We start from the raw sequence: 14,020 nt of genomic DNA, 5'->3' as shown, positions 1-14,020 counted from the left end.
AGAAGAAATGAACTATCTGATTTCAGCAATCCTTGTCGGACTCGGCGCTACCGTCGTGATGGATTTATGGGTCGCAGTACGTGGTTGGCTGTTTGGTATCGCGCCTCCGAATTACTGCTTCGTCGGACGATGGGTGGCGCACATGCCGCAGGGGCGTTTCCGTCATCAGCGCATTGCCAGCGCGACCCGAAAGCGTGGCGAGTGTGCCATCGGATGGACAGCGCATTATCTTATCGGCGTCGCCTTCGCAGGCCTGCTTATTGGCTTCTCGGGGCTGGAGTGGATTCAGCGCCCGACAGTTGCGCCAGCCCTCAGTATTGGCATCGGCACCGTGTTAGCACCATTCCTGCTCATGCAGCCTGGTATGGGTGCCGGCCTTGCAGCTTCAAAGATGCCCAACCCTGCCGCTGCCCGACTGCAAAGCCTCGTAACGCACTCTATTTTCGGGCTCGGTCTTTATGCCTCCGCGTGGCTTGCCCAACCCTTACTGCTCAAACTCAATTAGGAGACTTACATGCGTTTACCTGTCCGTTTTGCACCTATACTTTTTAGCGCCCTGCTCTCTGCCGTTATGGTTTGTATCGTCTCTGCCTTCGTGCTTATCGTGGCACAGGGCGTGCATCCGGGTCTGCCTGCTCAGTGGCTGAAAAGTTGTCTGATCACCTGGCCGATCGCCTTTCCGACGGTAGCGGTCGTTGCGCCATGGGTGCGAGGGCTCGTGGGCCGTATGACCGCCTGATTGCTGCATAAACCGCAGCACATCAATTTTGTTCAATATTGTGGCATGTCGTCACTGCACACTCCGAATCTGACCCTTCGGAGATAGACTATGACACTTTCCATGCTACTACCCATGTCGGCATTCGCCCTGGCGGCATCGATTTCGCCAGGACCAGTGAACCTCGTCTGCCTGAGCAGTGGCACTCGCTATCCGATCGCGCAAGGATTGATCTTCGTAACGGGTGCCACATTTGGCTTCATCGCCCTGTTTGTGGCGGTGGGCCTTGGCCTCTATTCGCTGCTATCGATGGTGCCTGCGTTGAAAGAGGCACTCACCCTGGCCGGTGTGGCTTTCCTGCTCTACTTGAGCTTTCAGCTCGCTCGTGATCGTGGGCGCCTCGAGGAGAGGTCTTCGGAAAAGGCTCCTGGCTTCATGAGCGGCGTGATCATGCAGTGGCTCAACCCCAAGGCCTGGTTGGCTGCCGCCTCCGGCATCGGCGCGTTTACCAGCGGGAATGACCTGGAACCGATCCTTGTATTTGCTACAGTCTATCTCCCGATCTGTTGGCTATCACTAAGTAGTTGGGTCTACGCCGGCGCCTTTCTCCGAAGATTTGTTCATCGTCCGATCGTGATGTTGACGATCAATCGCACGATGGCGCTGCTACTTGCGGCCAGTTGCGTTTATCTGCTTGTTGATTGAGACCGAACGGTATTCGTTCGGCGTGGCAGCCACCAGACGCTTGAAGGTACGCTGGAAGTGAGGCTGATCTGCAAAGCCAGCAGCGAGCGCAGCATTGACGATAGGTGCACCGCTCTTGAGTGCGCATTGCCCGAACTGCACCCGTCGATTCACCAGATACGCATGCGGCGTCAGTCCAAAATATCGCTTGAAGGCGCGAATGAGATGGCCAGGGCTAAGCCCGGAAAACTCAGCGAGCGTCTCCAGGTCGACATCCTCTTCGCCATGACCATCCAGATATGTTGCCAGCTTGACCATGACCTCAGGGGTTTGTGGCAAAGCCTCAACAGGCTGTTTCGCCAGCTCATGCATCAGACCGAGCAAAAATTTGACCAGCCGTGATTGCTTGTCCAGCAGATCATGCTCCGGGTCCAGAAGGCAGTCAGCAACCTGACAGTATTTCTCATACCATCCACTATCGGATATAACGGCCGTCGATAGATCCTGCCAGTCATTTGTTGGTAATAAGCCGGCTTCGAACCGCAGCCTGGTGAGCCAGAGGGTATCGACGTATATCATGACGTACGCCCAAGGCTGATCCTCAATGGGATTGCAGGCGTGCACCCAATCAGGATTTATAAGAACGAGATCGCCAGCTTTGATCAGTTGTTCTGCATCTCGACAGCGAAACGTGCTCATGCCGTTGGTGATGGCGCCCAGCGACCATTGAGTATGGCTGTGGGGCGCGTAAGCGACTTGGCTGCCATCGTCGATCTTGCGGAGCTCGATGTACGGCATGAGAGGGTCGCGCCAGAAGACCGGTTTCGAATTGAGACGGTTCAACGAGCTATCTTGACCTCGCTTTGGAAAGAATCCGCGATACGCCTACATCAAAACTCTGAAATGGCCGTTCGACGCGCGCAGTGCGGCTAGTTCATCGCGGGATTGGCCGCATGAAAATCTTCTACCGAGCCGATATTGCTGGATCGAGTAGACTTATTCAGAGCGACTCTGTGTTTCTGGCCTTCGACGAGAATTGATATCATACCAGCTTCTGTGATGAAGCGACGATGTAGCCAGTCGATATATTGTTTCAATGTCAGTGTCTTGAGTGTTTCCACCTGGCGCTCTCGATCATCCAGGCCAACGGCGCCGGAATGGATAGGGAACCAGACGCGCTCTGCCTTGGTTTGTGCTGAGCTGGCAGGTCTGCCAAGGCGATCGACGAGACTATCAACATAGTTTTTGAAGCGGGCATCGTCCATTGATGACAGTTTTCCCCCGAAGCTATGGAAAAATGTGAGCATGTGTGTCTCTAACAGATCAGCGGAGACGTAAGGCGATTGCACAGCTAGCCTGAGTCCGGGCACACCACCGAAATCAAGCCGGCTCGTGTTGACCACATACCCCAGCTGAGCCTCAGTGCGAAGGGTAGAAAAGAACTCGCTCGAAGCCAGCGACTCAGTCAATGCAAAAAATGCCCGCTCGCTCGGCTGACTCTGGTCACCCTGGATATACAAGAGCGCATAAGAGTCATCATAGGGCGTCTGAAGAAGCAGCCGCTGCAAGCCCGGCCTGAGACGGGTGACTGCAGGGCTAAACACTGCTCTTCTGCCGTCGCCATCCATGTGCTTCGAGATCATTTCATTCCAGAGTCGAACTTTGGCTTCAGGAATCATGCCGAAGGCCAGTGTGGTCACCGACATCGTCTCACGCCAATCCTGCAGCATGGCGTGAAGCCTCGCATAGGAGGCATCACGGATTCCGGAGATAAGATCCTCATAGCTATAGGCCGGCTTCTGCATGAGTTTTGCCAGAACCCTGGAAGCATGGTCTTCGGCGCCGTCATCCTCGCGTCTGTCATACCAGTGTTCCCATCCGCGTTGATAGCCTCTAAATTCACGAGGCTTCACTGAAAAGCCGCTAATCCGCTCAAGTGTCTTCGTTAAAAGACGCTCAATGCTATCGGGATACCCGGAGAACTCCAGCATAATGCCGTTAGTAACATGATCGATCGATAGCGCTGCATCGGCATCTGACGCCGTAGCGACCATCGCTGTCAGCTGTTCATTCAGCAGCGAAACGAAAAGGTTGGCCTGCGCCGCGTTCCGCTTACTCTCATCAAGCACCGATGATCGAAGCATGATGTTGAATGTTGCAAGTGAACTGCGATCATCCTTGGCATTCCCGTACCACGCCTCAATGCCAGACCTTACTTTCAGGCGGCGCAGGAAGTCGCCCGTGGAAACAGCATCTTCGTGGAAGGCCTTGGCCACGAAAGGATTGGCAGCAGGCAACTTGAGATAGTAACGAGCACTGGTCTCCTGATCAGCTTTGAAATGCTCTACATCGCTGTCTGCGAGCTTTTCGAAGGCATAAGGCGCACCAAACCACGGCGTCGAGGAAAAACTGCTGAAATCTGGATCAGCCAAGACCAACAACATATTCTCTGGTCGGATCGCGTTCGCCAGCTGACTCAATTTACCGGCATCCAACCCGCCTACTCCGGCGCTCTCGCTGAGCGCCAGCGCAGCACCGGAACGTTCGTATTGTTCAGCAATATCCTCTATGTCCTGCGCATCCCTGCACCATCGCTGCGCCTGGAGCAGCATGTACTCGTCACTCCGCCACTGCTCCATTGGGCTCGATGCTATCAGATCTGCGTAAACGAATAATCGGCGCAATATCTCCCAATACGAACGCCCGCCAGCATGGAACATGTCGAAATTCAGGAGCAGATACGGCGAGTTAGGATCTTCGAACCCCAGGGTAATAGTAAGGCCGTCAGCATACTCGTAGCCACGCAAAGCGTTCATGAGGGTGCCAGGACTGTTCTGGGTGAGCAGGTGAGCAAGCAGCTGGGCGGTGGATCCGCTTTGCCAGTCCACTCCGGCGTTCAATGGAAACATAACGCTCATGTCGTAGGCGTTGGGAGAGACGCTGGTTCGCACGAAGCCTGGAACCGCTGGACTGACATCCAGTGCCGGCGGAAAATAGCTTTTGAAGTCCTTGCGCGATGGTATGGCGGCGAATCGATCTTCGACTGCACGCTGTAAGGACTCGATAGACTGTGACGACCGCACCACAAGGCGCATGCCGCTGGCATGGTATTTCAGCGCCCACCATTTTTGCAGCAGATCGGAAAGCGCTTCCGCCGACATATGACCGAGCGTTTTCTGATTGCCGATGGAGAATCTCAACATCGGGTGAAGATCACCAGGCTTCGCTTGATCAGCTTGATCACCGGCCAGAGCCATGTTCAGCGAATCCGAAATCCGCCAGCCGGAATGGTCCTTGCGATACTCATATTCAGCATGAACCGCTAAACGTTCCTGCTCTACATATTTGACATCGAACCGTGGCGCTACAAATTGCGATGCGAAGCGATCCAGGGCTCCTTCCAGCCCCTCAGGACGGACAGTGAAAAAATAGTTCGTGATGTTGTATGCCGTAGTGGCATTGCTACGGCCACCGTAGCGACTGAGATAGCTGGCATACTCATGAGCGCCCGGATACTTGTCGGAGCCCAGAAAAAGCATGTGCTCGAGGAAGTGAGCAAGGCCAAGCGCATAGCGGGGATCGTCTTTGCTGCCTGCCTGTACCACCATGGCCACGCTTGACTCTTCAAGATCAGGATCACTGACGAGCAGTGCCCGTAGCCCATTGTCGAGTACCATCTCGCGCACATCGACTTCATAGCTGCACGCCTGCGGCAATGACAAGGCCGGTGTTGTGATTGAAGTGGCAGCATGCAGCTGGCCAGTCAGGAGAAAGGCCATAAGGCACGCGCGGCTCGTGAACAGGCGCATGAGTTTAGTGCTCCAGAGGTCGAAGGCGCCAAACTCTATAGATGTAGGGACTTATGCAGAAGTGCGCGCAGAGTAATTTGACAATTGATTACAATCGCTACCGTGCTGAAAGCATTCAGGTCAACGCGTTTAAATCCACCGCCGCACTTTTCTACGATAATCAGCAAAAATCTGACCGAATATCTCTTCCAGCGCCCGCTCTTCAGGCTGGATCTGAAACCGGTCGAGGTAGACGACAAAAGCGCCCACGATCAGCAGCGACCATGGAGAGGACAGCCAGGCGGCCCAGGCAAGAAGAATCAATGTGAACCCTACGTACATAGGATTTCTGGTAACCGAATATATGCCAGACGTCACAAGGGACGAAGACGCCTCCGGCTTGCGTGGATCGACTGTGGTTCGGGCACGGCTGAACTCCACTACGCCTGCCAAGCAGACACCGGCCCCTGCAACGAGCAGAATTACGGCGGTCAATAGTCGCAGCGCATCTGGCATGGCGAACCCGGGCAAAGCCATCGACAAGCCCCACATGCCAGCTGCTGCGGCCCCGAGCAAAACTAGTGGTGGTATCTTTTTATCTAGCGCGGCCATGCTGCCGGCCCCCTACGAGTGCTGCGGAAGATCATCTGTAATGTCGAACCACGGCGCCTTATTGCCGACATACATGTGACGCTGCGGCTTGACGCCGGGGTCGGTATCCAGGGTGCCCAATGGGAAACCATAGACCTCAGGCTGAGCGTCGAATCTGGTGTATAGGCTGGAGCCACAGTTAGAGCAGAACGCCTTGTGCTCCCCCGGGGAGGACTCGTAGAATTTCAGCAACGCTTGCCCTTCGAGCGTCGTCCAGTCTGCCGCACGCACCCTCGCCCGTGTACGGAATGCGGCAGCATGAAGCTTGCGGCACATCGTACAGTGGCAGTTAAGCACGTCACTAAGCGGGCCGTTGATTTCGTATTGCACACCGCCGCAGAGACAGCTTCCTGTTAGCTTCATCGATTCGGCGCCCTAGTCCACTACAAATAATTTGGCGCCAATGTCGGTCGATGACCGATGCGGCTCCGCATTGTCCGCCACCTGGTAGCTAACGCCTGGGGTAAGCACGAAACGCCTGCCATCTGCGAGCTCCGTATGTAGTTCACCTTCCAGGCACAACAGAATATGCCCCTTGGTACACCAGTGGTCTGCGAGGTATCCGGGTGTGTATTGAACCATACGTACGCGTAGGCTACCGAACGACTGAGTTTGCCAGAAGGCCTTACCCTGCTCCCCTTTGTGCTCGCTCCTTGCCACCTTCGACCAGTCAGTAAGACCGAAGGGTAAGTCAGTTATCTGCATGTGATTCTTCCTTGAAAACGAATGTGCAAAGCCCCCGTGTTCAGTTATCAGGGGACGGGACCGCCACTTGATCGTATACGCGTGCACGATCTAGTTCGGGACCTGCGAAATATTGCGCGCGTGTTTGCTTCAGTGCGGCTTCCCTGTCGATCGCGCTGAGGCCAGGGGTCTGGTTGATCTGCTGCCGTTGCTCGCTGTACTGCGCGTAGCGGCGCTCCCAGTCTGCATTCTCCGCGTCGATCCTAGCAAGTCGTTGAGCTTCCTCAGCACCTACCTGCTGCTCTCGATACTGAAGTATGTCCGTTTCTGTAGCCCCACGCACCCGCATTTCTTCAACCGTCTGCTCCATCATGACAAAGCCCGTTGTGCGATGCTTGACCTCCCTGATCTCCACCGGCGCATTGGTGTCGAGTTCGGCAAGACGTCGCGCCTTTTCATCAGCAGCGAGATCACCGTCTGATGCAATTCTCATTCGCTCCAGTGCGTACGCACCATAGGCCTGCTCCACCCCGAAGAGAGCCTGCGCCTGCTCCGGCGAGAAATGCTGTTGCCGCAAAGCGATAAGCTGGTCAAGAACGCGATCCAGTGTGTCGACATACTCGTCATTTTCCTGCTGACTCATGTCCTGATGCAGGTAGTCCTGTTCAGCCACTTTGTAAGCAACATAGTCCTCGAGCAGGACGATAGCCTGGGCCGCCGCATCAGGTGGTAGCCGCTGAGCCGCGTACTGACGAATTTCTTCGAGAATGGCTTCGAGTGAGCGTTCGCCCGAGGTCGAGAGGAAGTAGTCGAACAGGTCGCGTGTACCTCTGGTTACTACCAGATTACCGTCCTCATCAACTTTGAGTTCGCCATCGACATCAGTACCGGTGAGCGAAGGCGCGAAATATCCGCGTTCAGTTTGTGGTTCTCCTGGAGCATCCTCAATGGGCATTCCGGAAGAAGCCGGGGGCGTAGTTGTGGGGGCGGCAGGGACTTGCGTAACCGTAGGCTGAGAAGCCTGAGAAGGCTGTGGAGCAGGCGGACTTTCAACATCGTCGGCGGTATTCAGAAACAGGGTAATACCAAGGACGACCAGCAAGCCGGCGTACACAATTTTTCTGTTCATGTTTCTGCCTTGGATATCGTTCAGAAAAAAAAGCCAGCCTCCCGGGCTGGCTTGCATCAGGACGACTGGCTACAGACCATCATTCTTCAGACGGTTGGCATGCTGCCGGTACACGCTTACGGGATCAGTCCAGCCTCGAAGCCCGAACAGATGGTTCATTGAATCCACATGGTTGAGGTCATAGTCATCGCGAATGACTTGACCGAAAGCTGCGCTGCAGCGATCCACCATACCATCGTTCGGTAGATCAAAGACCTTGCCCGTGAAGTGCAGAAGGGGATCGGTAATGTCCGCCCAATGCGTAGACTGGGCCGTACCAGTCCAGGAATAATACCGGATGTAGTGCGCCCTACCCCAGGGATCATGAGACCAGGCACCATGCTCTCCACCACCAGCACAGTAGGACGAGTTGTTCATGCCTCTGGGATACCTGTGGTTGAAGCCGTTCATCATCTCGGGACTGGAGAGGGAAATGAGCGCCGCAAGGGAATTCTGATCATGCCAAGAGCCGGTCAGCACGTTGACGATCTTGCCCACTCGATTGACTAAATCAGCCGTGTTGCCCTCGAAATTTGATCCCGGTCGGATGATGCCCCGCAGCACATCGGCGACTCTCGAACCTTTATTGACCCCGTTAACGGAGGTAACAGAGGCGACAAGATCAGGACGTTTGGCCGCTGCATATCGTGCCGTAGGCGCTCCCTGGCTATGTCCGATCAGGTTGACCTTGTGAAAGCCCCAGCCATAAATCTGTTGCAACAACTCTTCGCCCCGCTGCTCGGAACTGTTGAATGCCGAAACGCTGGCGATGCGAACGGTCGCGTGACTTCGTTCCAGCTGATAAGGAATGGTGAAGAAGTAGTTGAAGAATCCGCCAATCTTGTTGAAGCCGGAGACGCCGTGCACCAGCACGATGGGGTTGCGCGTCTGGGTATAGTTATTGAAGTTGTTGACTCTGAAGCGCTGATTTGGACCACCATGACAATCCCACTGATGGATGTTCGCGCCGTTATTGGTGGAGGGTCCGTTAACGTCCAGGCACTTTCCGCTTAGCTCGGATCTTAGCAGGTAAAATCCACCTCCAGCATAATCCAGATGCCAGTTCTGATTGGGCGCGCCGGTGCAGCTCCATTGATGGATGTTACCGCCGTTGTGGGTTGCATGATTGTTGACGTCGAGACACTTGCCACTGTGTTCGCTTACGAGTCGGTGATAGCCATCTCGTGTCGGCTCGAGACGCCATTTCTGATTGCTGCGACCAGTGCACTCCCACTGATGTACGTTACCGCCATCTGATTTTGAGTTTGCAGAGACGTCGATGCATTTGTTGCTGTGCTGGGCAACAAATTCATTGTCGGCGTGAGCCTGAGAGTGAACGATGGAGAGTAGAAAAGCGGAGCAAAGCCAGCTCGCAGCTGTGAGGCTTGTTATTTTCATACGATACTGCCTTTTAATCGTATTGTTGTTTTGCCAGCTCACCAGACATTCTGGGCGCGCTAGGCCATTCGGCCAGCACTAGCATTGATTGTGCCAGAATCAAACCCTGCATGTACGCCCCATAACCCAAGCATTAACATTGTTTTAGGATCTTTCTGGTAACGCAGAACGCGTCACCCGTCGTAACACTGCGACACCTCCTGTTACTTTTTGTTTCAGATAAAGCCCATTTAAAGGGTCTCCGCCCAAGCTCCAGTTAAGTCCGACGCCCGTCACACAATCCGAAGAAATAATGACGACGCGCCTACTCCTCGTCGGTTCCGACGATGACGCCGCTGAAGTTCGTCCGCTAGAGTTCGTCCGCTAGAGTTCGCTTCAGCGGCAACCTCCTTCGGCAGGCTGCGCACTGCCCATAAGAAACAGGAGAGAAAGGTATGCAGTTCCAGAGACTTCTGGTCCCCTTCAAGTTCGTATGCGGTGGCCTGTTCGTTTTAGCGACCAGTCTCCCCGCACTTGCTGGCACCACCTTCACCGGTAGCTATTACCTGGTGAACGTCCATTCAGACAAGGCGCTCGATGTCGCCGATAACGCTCGATCGGCAGGTGCAAACGTGCACCAGTGGGCCTACGGCAATGGTGGCAATCAACAGTGGGAGCTGCAGTCGGCCGGCAGCGGCGTCTTCTTCCTGAAGAATCGTAACAGTGGGCTCTATCTTGATGTGGCCTGGGGCGCGGGTCATGACGGCGCTAATGTTCAGCAGGCGAACTATAACGGTGGCAACGCCCAGAAGTTCCGAATCGTCGAAATGGAAAAGGGTATCTATCGTCTGGAGAGTGTTGCCAGTGGCAAGGTACTCGACGTGGCGGCCTGGAATCAGAACAACGGCGCCAACGTACATCAGTGGACCTGGGGCAACCACAATAATCAGAAGTGGAAGATCATCCCGGTCGGGGCGGCGACCAATCTTTCGGGAACTGTGCGCATAGACTCCGTCCATAGCGGCAAGGCTCTCGACGTTGCCAATGTTTCGACATCGCCAGGCGCCAATATTCACCAGTGGGGCTACGGTGGCGGCGCGAACCAGCAGTGGAATCTGATCAATACCGGCAACGGCTATTACAAAATTCAGTCACGTCATAGCGGTCATATGCTGGATGTTGCTGGCGCTTCAACCGCTAATACCGCCAACATTCAGCAGTGGAGTGACAACGGCAATGATGCCCAGCTCTTCTCCTTCATCAGTGTCGGCAACAATGAGTATCAGATACGCAATAAGCACAGTGGCAAGGTTGTGGATGTAGCTGACTGGGCCGCTTACGACGGCGGTAACATTCAGCAGCATCAGTACCAGGGCCAGGCCAACCAGAAATGGCGAGTCGCGGGCGTCACTGGCACACCCGGAGGCGGGGGTGGCGGCACATGTACAGCGGCCACGGTGTGGTCAGATGAGTTCAACTACAGCGGCCTGCCTGATCCCAGCAAGTGGAGCTTCGAAGTGCAGCGTCCTGGCTGGGTCAACGATGAATGGCAGAACTACACTGGCAACCGCACGGAAAATGCCCGCGTCGGTAATGGTGTCCTGACGATTGAAGCACGCCGCGATTGGTTCGGCGGTCATGAGATCTCGTCGGCGAGACTGAAGAGTCATGGCAAAGGTGACTGGCTCAATGGCCGCATCGAGGTCCGTGCCAAGCTTCCGAAAGGCCGCGGCACCTGGCCCGCGATCTGGATGATGCCGAGTGATTCGGAATATGGTGGCTGGCCGAATAGCGGCGAAATCGACATCATGGAAAATGTGGGCTTCGATCCCTGGACCGTCCATGGCTCGATCCATTCCAACGGTCGCAACCATATGCTGGGTAATAACTTTACGGTAACGACGAAGAATAACGTGACGGTACAGGATCAGTTTCACGTCTATTCGGTCGACTGGAACCAGAGTCGCATCCAGTTCATGATGGACGGCCGCGTCTACGGCACCTACACCAATCCCCGCCAGGGCTGGACAACATGGCCATTCGACAAGCGCTTCCACCTTATTCTTAACGTTGCTATTGGTGGCATGTGGGGCGGACAGCAGGGCGTTGATATGGGCATCTTCCCCGCGAAGATGGAGGTAGACTGGGTGCGGGTATATCGCAGCTGCAACTAGACGCTGAAGCAGCCTCTCTGGCGCTAGCGAGAGGCTGCCGAAGATAATCTTGAACGGTCCCGAGCTGGCGACCGACCAAGGCTATTTACCTGAACGAACGCTCGAGGCCGTCACGGTAACCAAAACTATCGCCATGCCCAGCAGCTGCAAGGGTGCCAGGTGCTCGCCCAACACGGTGACGCCGAATAACGAAGCGGTAACCGGCTCAACCATCGCCACAATTGAAGCAACCGCTGGCGCAGTGTGATTGAGACCAACAATATAAAGAATGAACGAAACGCCTGCACCAAACACCCCCAGTGCCAGGAACCATGGCCAGGCCGGCGTCTCTAGTATTTTAAGGCCCTGCCCCGCCTCAGCAGGCCATACAAGGACGACAGCGAGCACCGATAACGCGATGGAGAGGATGGCCTGCGGACTCCCGTGTGGTGCCGCAAACTTGAAACCGAATATGAAGACCGCGTAGCACAAGCCGGATAAAAGTCCGGCAACGGCGCCGATGGCTGTCACGCCACCAGCGCCACCCTCATAGACGCCTGTCAGTAGAACGATACCGAGTATCACAGTCGCCATCGCACACCACTTGAACAAATCGGGTCGTTCAAGTTTGAGTGCGAAGGAGACGAGGAACACGAATACGGGGGCGCAGTACATGAGTGTCGCGGCAACCGAGACGCTGCCATTGGCGATGCTGAGAAAATAGAAGCTGAAATTACCGGCCACGCCCAGCCCGGCAACCGATGACCAGAGCCATAATCGGCTACTCGTCAATCCACTGTTCTCAGAACGCATAGCGAGCCAGGCGAGAACGACAAGAAGCCCGATAGCCCCTCGACAGAAAGACACCATGAAGGGGTCCCAGCCATCGTCAATCAGCATCCCGCCGATGCCGCCTGCCAGGCCCCAGATGAGCGCTGCAAGAATCACGAAGATGATACCGAGGCTCGCCTTCTTACGGGATGACTTCACGAGAGCTCCGCCCCGTTCAAGCCCGCGCCGAAGCCGACAAGCAGCAGGAATACCGCCAGGACAGGCAACAGTGCCGTAATGAGTTGCAAGAAAGTCATGGGACGCGGGTCCTTTATGTCAGGCATCTACCTCAGGCATACGATAGCCGACAGTCACCCGGGTGAGTCAGTATCTAATGAAACCGATCGTGAAGGACGCCGCTGACAGTGGACGAAGATATTGAAGGCGATGACCTGGCACCTGGTGCGGCCAAAACACGCGCCATCACCAAAGCTGGCTGCGTGTCCCTGGCCTGCCGCAGGCTCGCCTTCAGTCCGCGCGAATAAGTCGAAACATCTGGTTTTCGCTGTTTGCCGTGCAAGGCCACTGTACGAGGTTGGCACCATTCTCCCGTGATCGGGCTGAGACATCCAAACATTGCCCACTATGTCGACTAACAATCCGCCACCGCTCAGCACCAGCTGATTGGAAACGGAACTGCTGATTGGCGCCGCCCGTGAAGCCCCAGAGCAAGACATTCGCCGCGTCTTCCATCGAGGCACCAGCCACATCGAGCACTTTCCCATCAGCGTTCACCGAGGCGATGCTATGCCATTCACCCTCGACAGGCTGTATTTCAAATTTCTGGCAGCTGTTATCGAGCCAGTCCCACTGCTGGATATTGACGCCGTTAGTGCGACCGCATTGAGCCACGTCCAGTGCCATACCGCTGTGCACTGGCGCAATTCGGTAAGTCCCATGAATCTGATCGGGTCGAACAGGAGGACCTCCGCCAAGAGACTCACAGCCAGCTACCTGCACGCTGGATGATGCCGTACGAACCAACTGACAGTTTGGTCGGCCATAGGCTACGGAGCCTGACAACACATAGGTATCCCTGGCATCCTCAAGGAAGATCCCCTGGGAGGTCGAATCTGCAATGTCCACCTGTTCTATCGTGGTGCCATGGCTACCACTGACACTGAAGAACCCGCGACCGGAGTTGCGAGAGCGGACACTCTGCACATGCACGTTGGGCCCGTTCGTATTCGCTACACGGAAGGTGGCATAGCCACCGCCCCTGTTATTGCGGTCGCCAACGATCCGACCGACCGTGCCGTTGCGGGAGTCATTCAGAAGCAAGCCGGCCCCACCGGAATTGTTGATCTGCACATCGCCAATGGTAAAGCCATCCACGCCATAGGTCTCGATACCATGCCCATGGCTACCATTGATCACCGTACGGCCACGAATAACCAGATTGTTGGCTGGGCCAGTCGAGGCGTCGACACGAATACCGAGTCCGACATAACTGTGGGCACTCAGATCCATGGAGACATTCTCGAGAACCACATCCGAGCAGCCTCGGAACCACACACCGTAGCGCGGACTGCCGGTAACCCGCAGGTTCTTCACGGTAATGTTATCGCGGCGGTCACAGTAGATCGGTACAATGAGATCTCCGCCACTGGCGTGAATCTGGTGCCCATGGAAGTCCAGCGTCTGGTTAGGCTGTGGGCGAATTGCATGAATTCTGCCACCATCCGGGCCACTGTTGCCTGAGTTGCGGATATTGATGGTGCCTGGCCCCATGCTGTTGATAGCGGCATTCACCGCATCGAAATATCGGCCACCCTGATACACCGTGCCGCCATCGACTCGTGACAGCCAGCTGCCATTGCTGTTGCGTGTTACTTCAGCGTTAGCCCCATAGCCATAGGCGGTGGCAGGCAGCTGACCGACGATCGTCATGAATCCCGCGAGCCAGGCGACTCGTACAATGCGGCACTTCATAGCGCTTCTCCGATATCATGAGTTTGTGTTCAGG

At 55.5% G+C, this 14,020-nt stretch carries 13 protein-coding genes; 4 read left to right on the top strand and 9 right to left on the bottom strand.

The window, feature by feature from the left end; genetic code table 11:
• The first annotated feature begins 7 nt into the window (after positions 1-7).
• From ACH3PB_RS02910 to ACH3PB_RS02900, 3 genes are all read left to right on the top strand, one after another.
• The gene (locus tag ACH3PB_RS02910) at positions 8-505 is read left to right on the top strand and encodes a DUF2938 domain-containing protein (protein WP_416397991.1); all 498 of its coding nucleotides are present in this window, start codon (positions 8-10) and stop codon (positions 503-505) included.
• Positions 506-514: 9 nt separating this feature from the next.
• Positions 515-739, top strand: coding sequence for a DUF2798 domain-containing protein (locus ACH3PB_RS02905; RefSeq protein WP_416397990.1), 225 nt, complete (start codon positions 515-517; stop codon positions 737-739).
• Between the two features lie 90 nt (positions 740-829).
• Positions 830-1,423 (top strand): LysE family translocator, encoded by a 594-nt coding sequence (locus tag ACH3PB_RS02900; protein WP_416397989.1) that lies wholly within the window; start codon positions 830-832, stop codon positions 1,421-1,423.
• Here ACH3PB_RS02900 and ACH3PB_RS02895 read toward each other — a convergent pair.
• The 7 genes from ACH3PB_RS02895 to ACH3PB_RS02865 all read right to left on the bottom strand — a co-directional run bounded on the left by ACH3PB_RS02895 (position 1,385) and on the right by ACH3PB_RS02865 (position 9,091).
• Positions 1,385-2,245 carry a helix-turn-helix domain-containing protein gene (locus ACH3PB_RS02895; RefSeq protein ID WP_416397988.1) on the bottom strand — a complete coding sequence of 287 codons (861 nt, stop codon included), beginning with the start codon at positions 2,243-2,245 and terminating at the stop codon, positions 1,385-1,387. The genes ACH3PB_RS02900 and ACH3PB_RS02895 overlap by 39 nt on opposite strands.
• 86 nt (positions 2,246-2,331) lie before the next feature.
• Positions 2,332-5,211, bottom strand: a complete 2,880-nt coding sequence (locus ACH3PB_RS02890) for an insulinase family protein (protein WP_416397987.1) — start codon at positions 5,209-5,211, stop codon at positions 2,332-2,334.
• A gap of 129 nt (positions 5,212-5,340) precedes the next feature.
• Positions 5,341-5,802 (bottom strand): methyltransferase family protein, encoded by a 462-nt coding sequence (locus ACH3PB_RS02885; RefSeq protein WP_416397986.1) that lies wholly within the window; start codon positions 5,800-5,802, stop codon positions 5,341-5,343.
• A gap of 12 nt (positions 5,803-5,814) precedes the next feature.
• Positions 5,815-6,204, bottom strand: coding sequence for a GFA family protein (locus ACH3PB_RS02880; RefSeq protein WP_416397985.1), 390 nt, complete (start codon positions 6,202-6,204; stop codon positions 5,815-5,817).
• 12 nt (positions 6,205-6,216) lie between these two features.
• Complete coding sequence (locus tag ACH3PB_RS02875) at positions 6,217-6,546, bottom strand: DHCW motif cupin fold protein (protein WP_416397984.1); 330 nt, start codon at positions 6,544-6,546, stop codon at positions 6,217-6,219.
• A gap of 40 nt (positions 6,547-6,586) precedes the next feature.
• On the bottom strand, positions 6,587-7,654 hold the full coding sequence (locus tag ACH3PB_RS02870) for a lipase secretion chaperone (RefSeq protein ID WP_416397983.1): 1,068 nt from the start codon (positions 7,652-7,654) through the stop codon (positions 6,587-6,589).
• Positions 7,655-7,723: 69 nt separating this feature from the next.
• The gene (locus tag ACH3PB_RS02865) at positions 7,724-9,091 is read right to left on the bottom strand and encodes an alpha/beta fold hydrolase (protein ID WP_416397982.1); all 1,368 of its coding nucleotides are present in this window, start codon (positions 9,089-9,091) and stop codon (positions 7,724-7,726) included.
• A 434-nt stretch (positions 9,092-9,525) separates the two neighbouring features.
• On the opposite strand from ACH3PB_RS02865, the gene ACH3PB_RS02860 reads away from it, so the two are divergent.
• Positions 9,526-11,244, top strand: coding sequence for an RICIN domain-containing protein (locus ACH3PB_RS02860; RefSeq protein ID WP_416397981.1), 1,719 nt, complete (start codon positions 9,526-9,528; stop codon positions 11,242-11,244).
• Between the two features lie 81 nt (positions 11,245-11,325).
• Here ACH3PB_RS02860 and ACH3PB_RS02855 read toward each other — a convergent pair whose 3' ends face one another.
• Together ACH3PB_RS02855 and ACH3PB_RS02850 are read right to left on the bottom strand one after the other, a co-directional pair.
• Positions 11,326-12,213 carry a DMT family transporter gene (locus tag ACH3PB_RS02855; protein WP_416397980.1) on the bottom strand — a complete coding sequence of 296 codons (888 nt, stop codon included), beginning with the start codon at positions 12,211-12,213 and terminating at the stop codon, positions 11,326-11,328.
• A gap of 309 nt (positions 12,214-12,522) precedes the next feature.
• The gene (locus tag ACH3PB_RS02850; RefSeq protein ID WP_416397979.1) at positions 12,523-13,986 is read right to left on the bottom strand and encodes an RICIN domain-containing protein; all 1,464 of its coding nucleotides are present in this window, start codon (positions 13,984-13,986) and stop codon (positions 12,523-12,525) included.
• Positions 13,987-14,020 lie beyond the last annotated feature (34 nt).

Origin of the sequence: Allohahella sp. A8, assembly GCF_047946665.1 — a bacterium.
Classification (GTDB): Bacteria; Pseudomonadota; Gammaproteobacteria; order Pseudomonadales; family Oleiphilaceae; genus Allohahella.
The sequence above is the reverse complement of the archived record's forward strand: the minus strand, read 5'-3'. Positions and strand labels throughout refer to the sequence as shown.